Annotated in this window: 14 protein-coding genes; 12 read left to right on the plus strand and 2 right to left on the minus strand. The window is 67.1% G+C overall.

What is annotated here, in order from left to right:
* The first annotated feature begins 57 nt into the window (after nucleotides 1–57).
* The 4 genes from ACYU98_RS05230 to ACYU98_RS05245 all read left to right on the plus strand — a co-directional run bounded on the left by ACYU98_RS05230 (nucleotide 58) and on the right by ACYU98_RS05245 (nucleotide 5,329).
* Nucleotides 58–1,707 carry a phospholipase C gene (locus ACYU98_RS05230; RefSeq protein WP_460467135.1) on the plus strand — a complete coding sequence of 550 codons (1,650 nt, stop codon included), beginning with the start codon at nucleotides 58–60 and terminating at the stop codon, nucleotides 1,705–1,707.
* 88 nt (nucleotides 1,708–1,795) lie between these two features.
* Nucleotides 1,796–2,941: a MacS family sensor histidine kinase gene (gene macS, locus ACYU98_RS05235; protein WP_460467136.1), complete on the plus strand. Its 1,146-nt coding sequence runs from the start codon at nucleotides 1,796–1,798 to the stop codon at nucleotides 2,939–2,941.
* The gene (locus ACYU98_RS05240; protein WP_460467137.1) at nucleotides 2,941–3,576 is read left to right on the plus strand and encodes a response regulator; all 636 of its coding nucleotides are present in this window, start codon (nucleotides 2,941–2,943) and stop codon (nucleotides 3,574–3,576) included. Before macS ends, ACYU98_RS05240 begins: the two co-directional genes overlap by 1 nt.
* Before the next feature lie 118 nt (nucleotides 3,577–3,694).
* The gene (locus tag ACYU98_RS05245; RefSeq protein ID WP_460467138.1) at nucleotides 3,695–5,329 is read left to right on the plus strand and encodes a DUF2339 domain-containing protein; all 1,635 of its coding nucleotides are present in this window, start codon (nucleotides 3,695–3,697) and stop codon (nucleotides 5,327–5,329) included.
* Nucleotides 5,330–5,392: 63 nt separating this feature from the next.
* Here the strand turns inward: ACYU98_RS05245 and ACYU98_RS05250 are convergent, their stop codons facing one another.
* Nucleotides 5,393–6,079, minus strand: a complete 687-nt coding sequence (locus ACYU98_RS05250; protein ID WP_460467415.1) for a DedA family protein — start codon at nucleotides 6,077–6,079, stop codon at nucleotides 5,393–5,395.
* A 76-nt stretch (nucleotides 6,080–6,155) separates the two neighbouring features.
* On the opposite strand from ACYU98_RS05250, the gene ACYU98_RS05255 reads away from it, so the two are divergent.
* Nucleotides 6,156–6,791 carry a TrmH family RNA methyltransferase gene (locus tag ACYU98_RS05255; protein WP_460467139.1) on the plus strand — a complete coding sequence of 212 codons (636 nt, stop codon included), beginning with the start codon at nucleotides 6,156–6,158 and terminating at the stop codon, nucleotides 6,789–6,791.
* Between the two features lie 82 nt (nucleotides 6,792–6,873).
* Nucleotides 6,874–7,206 (plus strand): hypothetical protein, encoded by a 333-nt coding sequence (locus ACYU98_RS05260; RefSeq protein WP_460467140.1) that lies wholly within the window; start codon nucleotides 6,874–6,876, stop codon nucleotides 7,204–7,206.
* 1 nt (nucleotide 7,207) lies between these two features.
* Here the strand turns inward: ACYU98_RS05260 and ACYU98_RS05265 are convergent, their stop codons facing one another.
* Nucleotides 7,208–7,966: a maleylpyruvate isomerase N-terminal domain-containing protein gene (locus ACYU98_RS05265; protein WP_460467141.1), complete on the minus strand. Its 759-nt coding sequence runs from the start codon at nucleotides 7,964–7,966 to the stop codon at nucleotides 7,208–7,210.
* A gap of 111 nt (nucleotides 7,967–8,077) precedes the next feature.
* Between ACYU98_RS05265 and ACYU98_RS05270 the strand changes: the two genes are divergently transcribed.
* From ACYU98_RS05270 to ACYU98_RS05295, 6 genes are all read left to right on the plus strand, one after another.
* Nucleotides 8,078–8,440, plus strand: coding sequence for a YciI family protein (locus ACYU98_RS05270; RefSeq protein ID WP_460467142.1), 363 nt, complete (start codon nucleotides 8,078–8,080; stop codon nucleotides 8,438–8,440).
* Nucleotides 8,437–8,823, plus strand: coding sequence for a YciI family protein (locus ACYU98_RS05275; RefSeq protein ID WP_460467143.1), 387 nt, complete (start codon nucleotides 8,437–8,439; stop codon nucleotides 8,821–8,823). The genes ACYU98_RS05270 and ACYU98_RS05275 overlap by 4 nt, the downstream gene beginning before the upstream one ends.
* Nucleotides 8,824–8,845: 22 nt before the next feature.
* Nucleotides 8,846–9,193 carry a YciI family protein gene (locus ACYU98_RS05280; protein ID WP_460467144.1) on the plus strand — a complete coding sequence of 116 codons (348 nt, stop codon included), beginning with the start codon at nucleotides 8,846–8,848 and terminating at the stop codon, nucleotides 9,191–9,193.
* Nucleotides 9,194–10,423: an RNA polymerase sigma factor gene (locus ACYU98_RS05285; protein WP_460467145.1), complete on the plus strand. Its 1,230-nt coding sequence runs from the start codon at nucleotides 9,194–9,196 to the stop codon at nucleotides 10,421–10,423.
* A gap of 138 nt (nucleotides 10,424–10,561) precedes the next feature.
* Nucleotides 10,562–11,584 carry a class II fructose-bisphosphate aldolase gene (gene fbaA, locus ACYU98_RS05290; protein ID WP_460467146.1) on the plus strand — a complete coding sequence of 341 codons (1,023 nt, stop codon included), beginning with the start codon at nucleotides 10,562–10,564 and terminating at the stop codon, nucleotides 11,582–11,584.
* Between the two features lie 26 nt (nucleotides 11,585–11,610).
* On the plus strand, nucleotides 11,611–12,018 hold the full coding sequence (locus ACYU98_RS05295) for a DUF3151 domain-containing protein (RefSeq protein WP_460467147.1): 408 nt from the start codon (nucleotides 11,611–11,613) through the stop codon (nucleotides 12,016–12,018).
* The last annotated feature ends 75 nt before the right edge of the window (nucleotides 12,019–12,093 follow it).

Below are 12,093 nucleotides of genomic sequence, written 5' to 3' on the forward strand. Positions count from 1 at the left end.
AGGAACGAGGAGAGTGGACGGGCTCGATTCCCCCATCCCGTCCCGGAAGGTACGCACGTGCGTCTCTCATCCTCCTTGTTGCGCGTAGCCACTGCCGGAGTCGCCGGTGTGGCGCTGGTCGGCGGCGTCACCGCCGCCGCTGCGCATGCCGAACACTCCCCGCAGGCTCCGTCCGGCGCTCACGGCCGGCAGGACCGGCCGAACGCCACCCCGATCAAGCACGTCGTCGTGATCTTCGGGGAGAACGTCTCCTACGACCACTACTTCGGCACCTACCCGAAGGCCGCCAACACCGACGGCACGACGTTCACCGCGGCGCACAACACGCCCAGGAACGACAACCTCGTCACGTCCGGCGCGTTGACCCACAATCCGAACCTGTACGCCCCCTCGCGGCTGTCGCCGTCGCAGGCCATGACCTGCGACCAGAACCACGCGTACGGCCCGGAGCAGTCCGCGGTCGACAGCGGGAAGATGGACAAGTTCGTGCAGAGCGTGTCCGTCGACAGCTGTACCGGTCTGTACGGTGCGCCCGGTCTGGCGATGAAGTACTACGACGGCAACACCGTCACCGGGTTGTGGAACTACGCGCAGCACTACGCGATGAGCGACAACTCGTGGGACGCCACCTTCGGTCCCTCCACCCCCGGCGCGCTCAATCTGATCTCCGGTCAGACGCACGGCTTCAAGGAGTACGACTCGAAGACCGGCCAGCAGGTGGCGACGCCCGGCTCGTACGTGCTGGCTTCGCCGAACGCCCAGGGCGTCGGCACGGTCATCAACGACCCCGACCCGGTCTACGACGACTGCTCCGACAAGAACCACACGTCGAGCAACACCCTCGCCGGTGGCGACGGCAAGAACGTCGGCGACCTGATGAACGCCAAGGGCGTCACCTGGGGCTGGTTCCAGGGCGGCTTCAAACCGACGACCGCCGCCGGCGGCACGACGACGTACGCGCAATGCGGTGCCGCGCACACCAATGTGGGTGGCGCTTCGGTGGTCGACTACAGCCCCCACCACAACCCGTTCGCTTACTACCAGTCGACGTCGAACCCGCACCACTTGCCGCCGACCTCGGTCAGCAAGATTGGGCAGACAGACCAGGCGAACCACCAGTACGACATGAGCGACTTCGACACCGCTCTGCAGAACGGCGTGATGCCTCAGGTCAGCTTCCTGAAGGCGCCGGAATACCAGGACGGCCACGCCGCCTACTCCGACCCGATCGATGAGCAGCACTTCATCGTCAACGAGATCAACGCGATCCAGAAGTCGAAGTTCTGGAAGGACACCGCGATCGTGGTGGCCTACGACGACTCCGACGGTTGGTATGACCACGTCGCGCCGAAGATCACCAACGGTTCGACGGACGCGGTTGCCGACAAGGCGACCTGCACCACCGCGTCGGCCCCGGCGCTGGGTGGCTATCAGGACCGTTGCGGTCCGAGCCAGCGACTGCCGCTGGTTGTTGTCAGCCCCTACGCCAAGACGAACTTCATCAGCCACACCAAGACCACTCAGCCCTCGATCTTGAAGTTCGTCGAGGACAACTGGGGCCTGGGGCGGATCGGTGACTCCTCGTTCGATGCGTCGGCTGGATCGCTGAGCGACATGTTCAACTTCCACCACGCCGGTGCGAAGCAGGTTCTGCTGAACGCCGACGGTTCTGTCGCTTCGGTGAGCCGCAAGCCGCAAAGCAACTGATTGCAGTGTCGTGAGTGGCCGGGGAGTTTCTCCCCGGCCACTTCGCGCTGTCTGGTCCTTCAGTTCTCCCGGCCCTTATGGTTCCCGGGTGAGCACAGCGACGCTGGAACGCGACACCTCGGGCACCCTGCCGCTGTGGCGGGCCGCCCAGGTCTTCCGCTTTGCCTCGCTGCTTTATGCCGGAGCGGTGCAGTGGACGGTCAGCCCGAAATACGACCGTCAGCTGCTGAGCTGGGCCGTTTTCGCGGTGTTGCTGTTGTGGTCCGGGATCGCCGGAACTCTGCTGTCGTTCGGCCACCGGCACCGGGCGCTGATCGTCGGGATCGAACATGTCCTGACGCTGGGACTGATGTCGATGACGCTCGTCATCGGCCCCGCGTCGTACTTCGCCCGTCACCAGACCGTCCCCACTACTTTCTGGGCCGCGAATGCGGTGGTCTCGGCTGCGATCCTGCTCGGCCCCTGGTGGGGCGGGCTCTCCGCCGCGGTCGTCGGGCTGTCCGCGCTGGCCATCTGCGATCAACTCGACAATCTGCGCTTCGATGCGACCCTGCCGATCCTGCTCACCGTCGGGCTGGCGGTCGGCTTCGGTGCGCAGGTCGTACGCCGCGCCCGAGCCCAGATCGACCGCGCCGTACGGCTTGAGGCGGCGACCGCCGAGCGGGAACGGCTGGCCCGTGAGGTCCACGACACGACGCTGCAGGTGTTGGCGTACGTCCGTCGCGAGGGACTGCGGATCGGCGGCGCAACCGAGAAACTTGCGGTGATGGCCGGCGAACAGGAAGACGCACTGCGCCGGTTGCTCTCCCGGCAGGCAACGGCCAGTGTCGCCGTCGGCGACCTGCGGGCTCGACTAGAGGTAGCTGTTCCCGATACCTCGATCTCCGCCCCTGAACAACCGATCGAACTGCCGGGGGCGGTCACCGACGAACTGGTCGCCGTCGTCCGGGCGATCGTCGACAACACCACGAAACACGCTGGCCCGCAGGCCCGTTCGTACGCCCTGCTGGAGGATCTCGGCGACGAACTGGTGGTGACGGTGCGCGATGACGGCGTCGGAACCGATCTGTCTCGCTTCGCCGAGGCCGCGGGTGAAGGCAGGATGGGCGTCAGCAAGTCCATCGTCGGGCGGATGCGGGCGCTCGGCGGAAGCGCCGACTGTTACAGCGAGCCCGGCGAGGGCACCGAGTGGGAACTGCGCCTGCCGCAGATTCGAGCAGGGGAGGGAACCTGATGACGACGATCATGGTGGTCGACGACCACCCGATGTGGCGCGACGGCGTGAGCCGCGACCTCACCGACGCCGGCTACGACGTGGTGGCGACGGCGGATTCTGTTGTCGCGGCAGGCAATCGGGCGGGGGCCACCACGCCCGACGTGGTCCTGATGGACATGCACCTGCTGGATGGAACCGGCGCCCAGGCGACCGCCGCGGTGTTGGAGAAGTCACCGAACTCCCACGTTCTGGTGTTGTCCGCATCGTCCGAGCGCGAGGACGTTCTGGAAGCGGTGAAGGCCGGCGCCAGTGGCTACCTGGTGAAGTCTGCCTCGGCGCAGGAACTGCGCGACGCGGTCGAGGCGACCGCCGCCGGGCAGGCCGTGTTCACCCCCGAGCTGGCCGGGCTGGTGTTGGGCGAGTATCGCCGGGTCGCAACCGCGAGCCCCGACCCGGAGCTGCCGACGCTGACCGAGCGCGAGACCGAAGTGTTGCGCCACGTCGCAAAAGGGTTGAGCGCCAAGCAAATTGCGACGCGGCTCGGCGTTTCGCATAGAACCGTCGAGAACCACGTTCAGTCGTCGCTGCGCAAGCTGCAGTTGCGCAACCGGGTCGAGTTGGCGCGGTATGCGATGGAACACGGGCTGGAATGAGAACGCCGGGGCGGCCTGCTCGGCATCAACCTGAGTAGCCCTTCCCCTCAGGAAGTACCCATGCCCGCTGAGTATCGCTACTCATGTTCGAAACCCGCGCCGCGGCGAGGGTTGAGACATGAACACGACACAGCGGCCGCAGAGCCCGAACCAGCCTCAGAACCCGTACGCGACGTACGCCTCGCCGTCCGGCCCTCGGGCCGCGTACGCCTACCCGCAGCCGGCGACTCCGTGGTGGGAGCGCGACGGCGTGGTCGGCAAGATCCTCGCCGGCGCCGGAGTGCTCGTCACTCTCGTCGGCGTCGTGATGCTCCTGGTCATCGCCGCCAAGGCCGGCCTGTTGCGCCCGGAGATTCGCGTCGGCGGCGGCGCACTGCTGTCCGCCGGCCTGATCGCCGCAGCAACGGCGCTGAGTCGTCGCCCTGGCGGCCGGATCGGTGCCGTGGCACTTTCCGCTACGGGCGCCGGCGGCCTGTTCCTGTGTGACGTCGCCGCCACGATCGGCTACGACTGGATCGCCCCCGGTGCAGGCTTGGCCGTAGCCGGCTTCATCGGCGCCGCGGTTGTCGCCCTTGCGATGCGCTGGAATTCCCAGCCGCTGGCGGCCCTGATGATCGGCTGCGTCGGCGTTCTCGCCCCGGCCTTCACCCGTGGCGAGGTGACGCCCGCCCTGGTCGGCTTCCTGACCCTGCTGCTGGTCGTCGGCTGTGTTCCGGAGTTCACCAAGGAGTGGCCGGCCATCGCGGTTGCCCGTACGCTCCCGGCCGCCGTCGCCGCCTTGGTCTTCGTGGCCTTCGAGCCTGCCGACTACTGGGCGCAAATCAACGCCTACCTCGTCGCGACTGTTGCCCTCTGCACCGCGCTCGTCGCCTCGAACCGTCGCACCGAGGCGATCACCGCCGTGACCTACTTGGCGGCGAACGCGGCGATGATCTTCGGCATCACGCAACTGCAGCCGTACGTCGCGGCGGTTGCCGGTGCTGCCGTCGCCGTGGTCACGATGGTGTCGCTGGTCGTCGCTCGCCCGGTTGGCCCGGCCACCTCGGCGATGGGAACGGTCGTCAGCGGTTTCGCGCTGCTGGTCGCTGCGGTCACCGTCACCACCGGTGACTGGCTGCCGGTCATGTTGCTGGTCATCGCGGTCGCCTTCATGGCTGCGCTGCACACCGTGCGCAACCACTTCTACCTCGGCCTGTCCGCAGTGTTCGGCGTCGCCGGAATCGCCCGACTGCTGGGCGTACGCGGCCTGTTCGACAGCTCGTACGGCCAGAGCGTGACTGTCGCGACCGCGGTCGCCGCTGTGTTGGCCACCGCGTGGGTGGCGCTGGCCGCATACGTCTTGATCCGCCGCTACCAGCTCGACGCCGACCTCGCGATGGTCTTCACCCCGGCCGCCCTAATGGGCACGACCTACCTGACCTGGACCGCGACCGCCGTGGCCGCGCAGGGCGCCGCAGGTTTCAACACGGCCCACCTGCTGGTGACCGTCAGCTGGATGATCATCGGCCTGGTGATGCTGGCGCTGAGCCTGCGCGTCGAGACGGCGATGGGCTCCGCGGTGACCACCGGTCTTGTCATCGTGGCGGTGTCGATCGGCAAGCTCTTCCTGAACGACCTGGCGGCGCTGTCCGGGATGGTCCGGGCCGGCGGGTTCCTGGTGATCGGTCTGCTGCTGCTGGCCGCGGGCGCGGCCTACGCCCCGCAGTTGACCAAGCGGATGGCGCAGCGTCGAGCGCAGCAGGACCGCGCCTGACCCAGCAAGGCAAACGGCCCGTCACCCCAGGGGGAGTGACGGGCCGTTTGCTGCGCTCGGTGATCAGTCGTCGAGGTCCTCGGCGGCCTTGGCCACCTCGCCGGCCATCGCATTGGCTTGCTTGCGGTGCTTGAGGTATTCGTAAACCATCGGCAGCAGGGACAGCACCACCACGACCATGATCGCGATGTCGATGTTCTTGCCCAGGCCCGGGAACGCCTTGCCGAGGGACGCGCCGGCGGCCACCACAACCAACACCCAGAGCACCGCGCCGACCGCGGACCAGGTGAAGAACCGCTTGCGGTCCATCCGGGAAACGCCGGCAACGATGGTGATGAACGTTCGTACGATCGGAACGAACCGACCGATGACCAGGGCCTTGTTGCCGTGCTTGTCGAAGAAGGCGTTGGTCTGGTCGAAGTACTTCTTCTTGATGATCCGGCCGTCACGCTCGTAGAGCGGAGCACCGATGGCTCGGCCGATCTCATAGCCGACGACGTTGCCGGCGAACGCGGCGATCATCAGCGCCGGGATGCTGAGGTAGAGCGGAACGTCGAACCCGCTGGTGGTGACCGAGAACAGGCCGATCGAGAACAGCAGCGAGTCGCCGGGCAGGAGCGGGAAGAACAGTCCGCACTCAATGAAGACGATGGCCAGCGAAATCCAGAAGAAGGCGCCGCCGTACTGGTGCAACAACCAGTTGGGGTCCATGAAGTTCGGGCCGAGGGCAACGGGGGCAAGGGCGTGGATCACGATCTCGAGGGTACGGCAGCATTGCTGAGGGGACGTTGAGCCGCCGCCGTGGAGGGGATGGCAGGCTGCGGGGGTGGATGAGCAGGAGCAGCAGCAAGCAGTGGTCGGTGTCGGACCGTGGCAGGGGCCTTGGCCCACCGCGCCGGAATACGACCAGGAACTGTTGCGCGACGGCGATCGGCGCAATGTCGAGGACCGCTACCGCTATTGGAGCCTCGAGGCGATCATCGCCGACCTTGACCGAACCCGACACGACTTCCACATCGCGGTCGAGAACTGGGAACACGACTTCAACATCGGTTCGGTGATCCGTACGGCGAATGCGTTCAACGCCAAGGCATTTCACATTGTTGGCAAGCGCCGCTGGAACCGGCGCGGGGCGATGGTCACCGACCGCTACCAGCACGAGTTCCATCACCCGAGCGTCGACGACCTGGTCGCGTACGCCGGGGAGAACGGTTTGGCGCTGATCGGCATCGACAACGTGCCCGGGTCGGTGGCGATCGAGCCGTACGACCTCCCGCGCGACTGCGTCCTGGTCTTCGGCCAGGAGGGGCCGGGCCTCAGCCCGGCGATGCGCGAGGCCTGCGCGGTGATCCTGCACATCGAGCAGTACGGCTCCACGCGCTCGATCAACGCCGGCGCCGCCGCCGCGGTCGCGATGCACGCCTGGGTGCGTCGACACGTCTGGGACCAGACGCCGCACTGACGCGAGTGCGGAACCGCATCGGGAACGACGTGGAATTGCATCCACTCAGCTCCCGCCGAGTAGGCCGTCGTACGGTTCCGGCATGAGCAATCGCAATGGAATGAGCCTGCTGCCCGCCACCGAGGTCCACACCGCGCCGGTGGTGGCGCTCGGGTTGGTCGGCGGCTTCCTGGTCGCCCGCGAGAGTGGCATCCGCCCGCTTGGCGGCGTTCTGCTGGCCGGCTGCGGCGCGCTGGCCGGCCGCACCTGGTTGGCCAAGGGCGGCCCGGTGACCGCGGGCGCGCTCAGCGCTCTCTACCTCGGCGGCTTCGGCGGGTCCCACCCGCTGGCCAAGAAGATCGGCCCTTGGCCGTCGGTCGCCGCGGTGACGGCGCTCGCGGCCGGTGCTGCGTACGTCGCTTCGGACCGCCGCTGAATCAGACGATCGCGCTGCAGGACCAGAAGTCCCAGCGCTCCGGGGTGGCCTCGGCCGACCGGTTCCACAGCGTGAGGTAGGTCGCGACGACGGGTTCGTTGACGACCACGTCGGCATCGACCGGCGCGACCAGCCGGGTCGTACGCGGTGGTTCCTCGTCGATCTCGACCAACCACGCGGCGTCGATGTCGGACGGCGCGACCAGCAGGCGTACGGGTTCCTCGCTCCGCAGCTTCGAGCGTTTGCGCGGCAGGAAACCGGTCAACAGTTCATCGATGCCGTCCTGCGCAATGGCTGGGGTCAGCCACGGCAGATCGGCGGCTTCGATCGGCCGACCGAGCTGCGCCGCCTTGGCGTCGGCCGCGTGGATCGACGTCTCGTGGCACTGGCGACGCGCCCAGAACTGCTTCGCTGCAGGCGCGTCCTGCAAGAAGCGCCGCGCCTCCAGGTCATCGGGCGCGGCCGCGATCGCCATGACGAGCTCGATCACCCCGTCGCGCAACCACTCGCCGGGATCGGGGGAGCGCCGCCCCTGCTGCTTCACGGCGTCGTCGTCGATGCTGCGCCCGGTCAGGCTGGCAGTCGCCCATCGGTGCACCATCCCCTGATGGGCGACCAAATCGATCGTCTTCCAGCCCGGGCAAGTCGGAACCTGCGCGTCCTTGCCGATCCGGTCGATGGTGTCGGCGAACGGCACCGACGCCGCCCGAAGGCCCTCGAGGTGGTCGGTCAGGGGCAGATCGGTGCGCGCCACATCCATGTCGCCGATTCTGGCAGAGAAGTTTTTTGGCGTTGCTGTCGATCGCGGGGCGTCTCGTTCGTCATGGTGGTGTCAGAGCAACCGAAACCATCCAAGACAAGGAGAACAACGATGACTGAATACACCGTTCTGATCGTCGGGGACGCCGACCGCTGGTGGACCACGATGACCCCGGAGGAACGCAGCCACGGATATGAGGAGTACTCCCGCTTCGGTCGGGAACTCGGCGAACGCGGCCACCGGATCACCGGCGGCGCCGAACTGCACCGGTCGAGCGAAGCAAAGCGGATTGCGCCTGGCGCGACGACCGTGACCGAGGGCCCGTACGCGGAATCGACCGAGCAAGTCGGTGGCTACTACCAGGTCGAGACCGATGACCTGGATGACCTGTTGGACTGCTGCACGATCATCACCGCCCTCGGTGATGGCATCGAAGTCCGCCGTGTCGTCACCGATGAGGAGCGCGCGTCATGAGCAAGCGCTACCTGGTCTTGTTGCCTGCCCCGGAAGCCGAGTGGGCGAAGCTCCCGCCGGAAGAACACGAAAAGGGCATGCGCGCCCACGAGCGGTTCGCCCGGGAGCTGGCTGAGGGCGGCCATCGGGTCATCACCGCGAGCCCGCTGACCGACTCAGCCAACGCGGTGTCGATGCGCCCGGACGGGCAGGGTGGCACCACCATCACCGACGGCCCGTTCACCGAGTCGACCGAACAGATCGTCGGGTTCTATCTGATCGAGTCCGATGACCGAGCAGCGTTGTTGAAGATCTGCGCTCAACTCTCCTCGACCGGTGATCTGATCGAGTTCCGGGATCTGGAAAGCGACGACGGCCCTCATCCCGCTGGTGATGACCACTGATGTCTCGTCCGCAGGAGGAGTCATGAAGTATTTCGTGCTGATCGCCTACAGCCCAGATGTCTGGAACGCTGCGACCTCGCAACAGCAGCAGGCATGGCACCAGGACCACGTGCGGTTCCACCGGGAGGTAGGTGAGCATCTGCTGGGCGGGGAAGCCCTCGATGGTGCATCGACCGCGACCACCCTGCGCCGCGAGCAGGGTCGGTCGTTGCTCACCGACGGGCCGTTCGCGGAGACCACCGAGATGATCGGCGGCTTCTACCTGATCGAAGCCACCGATCTCGACCAGGCCGTGCAGTGGTGTGAATTGCTGCCCGACTGCTACGCCCTGGAGATCCGGCCGTGCATCGACATCGAGGTCTCTGCCTAGATGAGTCTCGCCGAGATTCACCGCGACGAGTGGGGCCGGTTATTGGCCCTGCTCGTCGCGCACAGCCGCCGCCTCGACCTCGCCGAGGACGCCCTGGCTGAGGCCTTCGAGCAGGCGGCCCGGCTCTGGTCGGACGGGCAGCCGGACAACCCCGCGGCGTGGTTGATGACCACCGCCAAGCGCCGCATCACCGATCGCCTGCGGGCGGAGGCGATGGCCGCGCGCAAGCAGCCCTTGGTGGCGATAGACGAGCGGAATCGGATGCGCGACAACGAGATCGGCGACGACCTGCTGAGGCTGGTCCTGCTCGCCGCGCACCCCGCACTCGCACCAGAGGCGGGTTCCGCCTTGACCCTCCGGTTGGTGCTCGGCATCGCGACCGCTGACATCGCCAAACTCTTCTTGGTCAGCGAAGCAACCATGGCGGCTCGGTTGACCCGAGCTCGCAAGAAGGTCGTCGCGGCAGGAATCCCGCTGACGCTGCCCAGCGACGAGGTCCTCCCGCAGCGCCTCGACACCGTCGCCCAGGTTGCCTATCTCGCGTTCACCGCAGGTTATGCGCCGGGCAGTGGCCCCGACGTCGTACGGGTGGAGCTGGCGGGAGAAGCGATTCGCCTCGTACGCCTGGTGTTGGCCAGTAGCGTTGCGGCGCAGCGCAGTCCGTCCCTCCACGCGCTGTTGGCGCTGATGTTGCTGCAGCACTCCCGACGTGACGCACGGGTCAGAGGCGGGCGCCCGGTCCTCTTGCCCGACCAAGACCGGAGCCAGTGGCGCAAGGCCGAGATCGAGGAGGGCCTGAGCGTCCTCGCCGACGTCATCCGGGTTCCGGCCTACGACAGCCAGGTCGCCGCGTCGTACGTTCTGCAGGCTCTGATCGCGGCCGAACATGCCCGGGCAGCAACCGTGGAAGACACCGATTGGCTGACCATCGCCGACCTCTATCGGCAGCTCGAAGAGCTGACCGGGTCGCCGGTCGTGCGCCTCAATCGGGCCGTGGCGGTCGCTGAAGCCGGCGATCTGGTCGCCGCGCAATCGCTCCTGCAGGGACTGGGCGACGCCCTGCCGAGCAACCATCGGCTGCCGGCCGTACGAGCCGAGCTGTTGCAGCGCGCCGGCCAGCTCGACGCCGCTCGCCACCAGTACGACCGGGCGATCGCATTGTGCGACAACCAGGCCGAGCGCGACCTGCTGTTAGAACGACGAGGCCGCACTCCGGACGGCAGTTCGTGACCGGTTGACTCGCGCGGTCGCGTTGTTCCGCGGTGGGCGCTCCCAGCGAACGGCGAACTGCAGTCCGAGATGCGGGTGCCATCGCAAACACCGGGCTGGCAGACTCGTGTCAGCAGCAGACCAACCAAGGGAGACCCCATGCCCATCGCAACACCTGACGTGTACGCCGACATGCTCGACCGCGCCAAGCGTGACGGCTATGCCTACCCCGCGATCAATGTCAGCAGCAGCCAGACCCTGAACGCCGCGCTGCGCGGGTTTGCCGACGCGGGCAGCGACGGCATCATCCAGGTGTCGACCGGTGGCGCGGAGTATCTCTCCGGCGCGAGCATCAAGGACATGGTCACCGGGTCCCTGGCCTTCGCCGCCTACGCCCAGGAAGTCGCGAAGAACTTCGATGTGAACATCGCGCTGCACACCGACCACTGCCCGAAGGACAAGCTGGACGGCTTCGTACGCCCGCTGCTGGCCGCTTCGACCGAGCGCGTCAAGCAGGGTGGGTTGCCCTACTTCCAGTCGCACATGTGGGACGGCTCGGCCGTTCCGCTGGAAGAGAACCTGACGATCGCCCGCGAACTGCTGGACCTCTGCAAGGCCGCGAAGGTGGTCCTGGAGGTCGAGGTCGGTGTTGTCGGTGGTGAGGAAGACGGCGTCGCCCACGAGATCAACGACAAGCTCTACTCCACCCCGCAGGATGCGATCGCCACGGCCAAGGCGCTCGGCACCGGCGAAAACGGCTATTTCATGACCGCGCTGACCTTCGGCAACGTCCACGGTGTCTACAAGCCGGGCAACGTGAAGCTGCGTCCGAAGGTCTTGAAGGACGCCCAGGACGCCGTCCACGCCGAGTTCAAGACCGCCGATGACAAGCCGTTCCACCTCGTCTTCCATGGCGGGTCGGGCTCCTCGGCCGAGGACATCGCCGAGGCCGTCTCCTATGGCGTCGTGAAGATGAACATCGACACCGACACCCAATACGCTTTCACGCGTCCGATCGCCGGGTGGATGTTGGCGAACTACGAGGGTGTGCTCAAGGTTGACGGCGACGTCGGCAACAAGAAGTTCTATGACCCGCGCGCCTGGGGCAAGGCCGCCGAGGCCGGCATGTCCGCGCGCGTCGTCGAGGCCTGCCAGCACCTCGGCTCCGCCGGCAAACACTGACCACTGACCCACCTGACGGAGATTTCATGACACCGGAGAACCTGCTCGGCGTTCCGAGCACCGAACTACCCGTCGACCCGGCGGCCGCCAAGCTCGACGATGGCGTCGACGCTCGCGACGTGGCCCGCGCCTACCCGGCGTCGTCCTTGGTCTGGGCAACGCTCGCGGAGGACTCGCTCGCCGACGGTGAGGTCATCGAGGCCTACGCCTTTGCTCGTACGGGATATCACCGCGGCTTGGACTCGTTGCGTCGCGCCGGCTGGCGGGGTCAGGGGCCGGTGCCGTGGGAACACGAGCCGAACCGTGGCTTCCTGCGCTCGCTGGCCGCGCTGTCGAAGGCGGCCGGTGACATCGGCGAAGTCGAGGAGCAGAGCCGCTGCTCCGACTTTTTGCGCGACAGTTCGGCCACCGGAGCGCGCGAGCTCGGCCTCTGACAAAGCGGGACGAACCGCAGAACGACGAATGCGGGTCTGGAAGGGCGAAGTGCCCTTCCAGACCCGCATTCTTGT

Source organism: Calidifontibacter terrae (genome assembly GCF_054778835.1).

Coding starts and splice junctions, on each gene's coding strand:
- ACYU98_RS05240 (WP_460467137.1), top strand. CDS start 2,941: ATGACGACGATCATGGTGGTCGACGACCACCCGATGTGGCGCGACGGC.
- ACYU98_RS05245 (WP_460467138.1), top strand. CDS start 3,695: ATGAACACGACACAGCGGCCGCAGAGCCCGAACCAGCCTCAGAACCCG.
- ACYU98_RS05260 (WP_460467140.1), top strand. CDS start 6,874: ATGAGCAATCGCAATGGAATGAGCCTGCTGCCCGCCACCGAGGTCCAC.
- ACYU98_RS05265 (WP_460467141.1), bottom strand. CDS start 7,966: ATGGATGTGGCGCGCACCGATCTGCCCCTGACCGACCACCTCGAGGGC.
- ACYU98_RS05270 (WP_460467142.1), top strand. CDS start 8,078: ATGACTGAATACACCGTTCTGATCGTCGGGGACGCCGACCGCTGGTGG.
- ACYU98_RS05275 (WP_460467143.1), top strand. CDS start 8,437: ATGAGCAAGCGCTACCTGGTCTTGTTGCCTGCCCCGGAAGCCGAGTGG.
- ACYU98_RS05280 (WP_460467144.1), top strand. CDS start 8,846: ATGAAGTATTTCGTGCTGATCGCCTACAGCCCAGATGTCTGGAACGCT.
- ACYU98_RS05285 (WP_460467145.1), top strand. CDS start 9,194: ATGAGTCTCGCCGAGATTCACCGCGACGAGTGGGGCCGGTTATTGGCC.
- fbaA (WP_460467146.1), top strand. CDS start 10,562: ATGCCCATCGCAACACCTGACGTGTACGCCGACATGCTCGACCGCGCC.
- ACYU98_RS05295 (WP_460467147.1), top strand. CDS start 11,611: ATGACACCGGAGAACCTGCTCGGCGTTCCGAGCACCGAACTACCCGTC.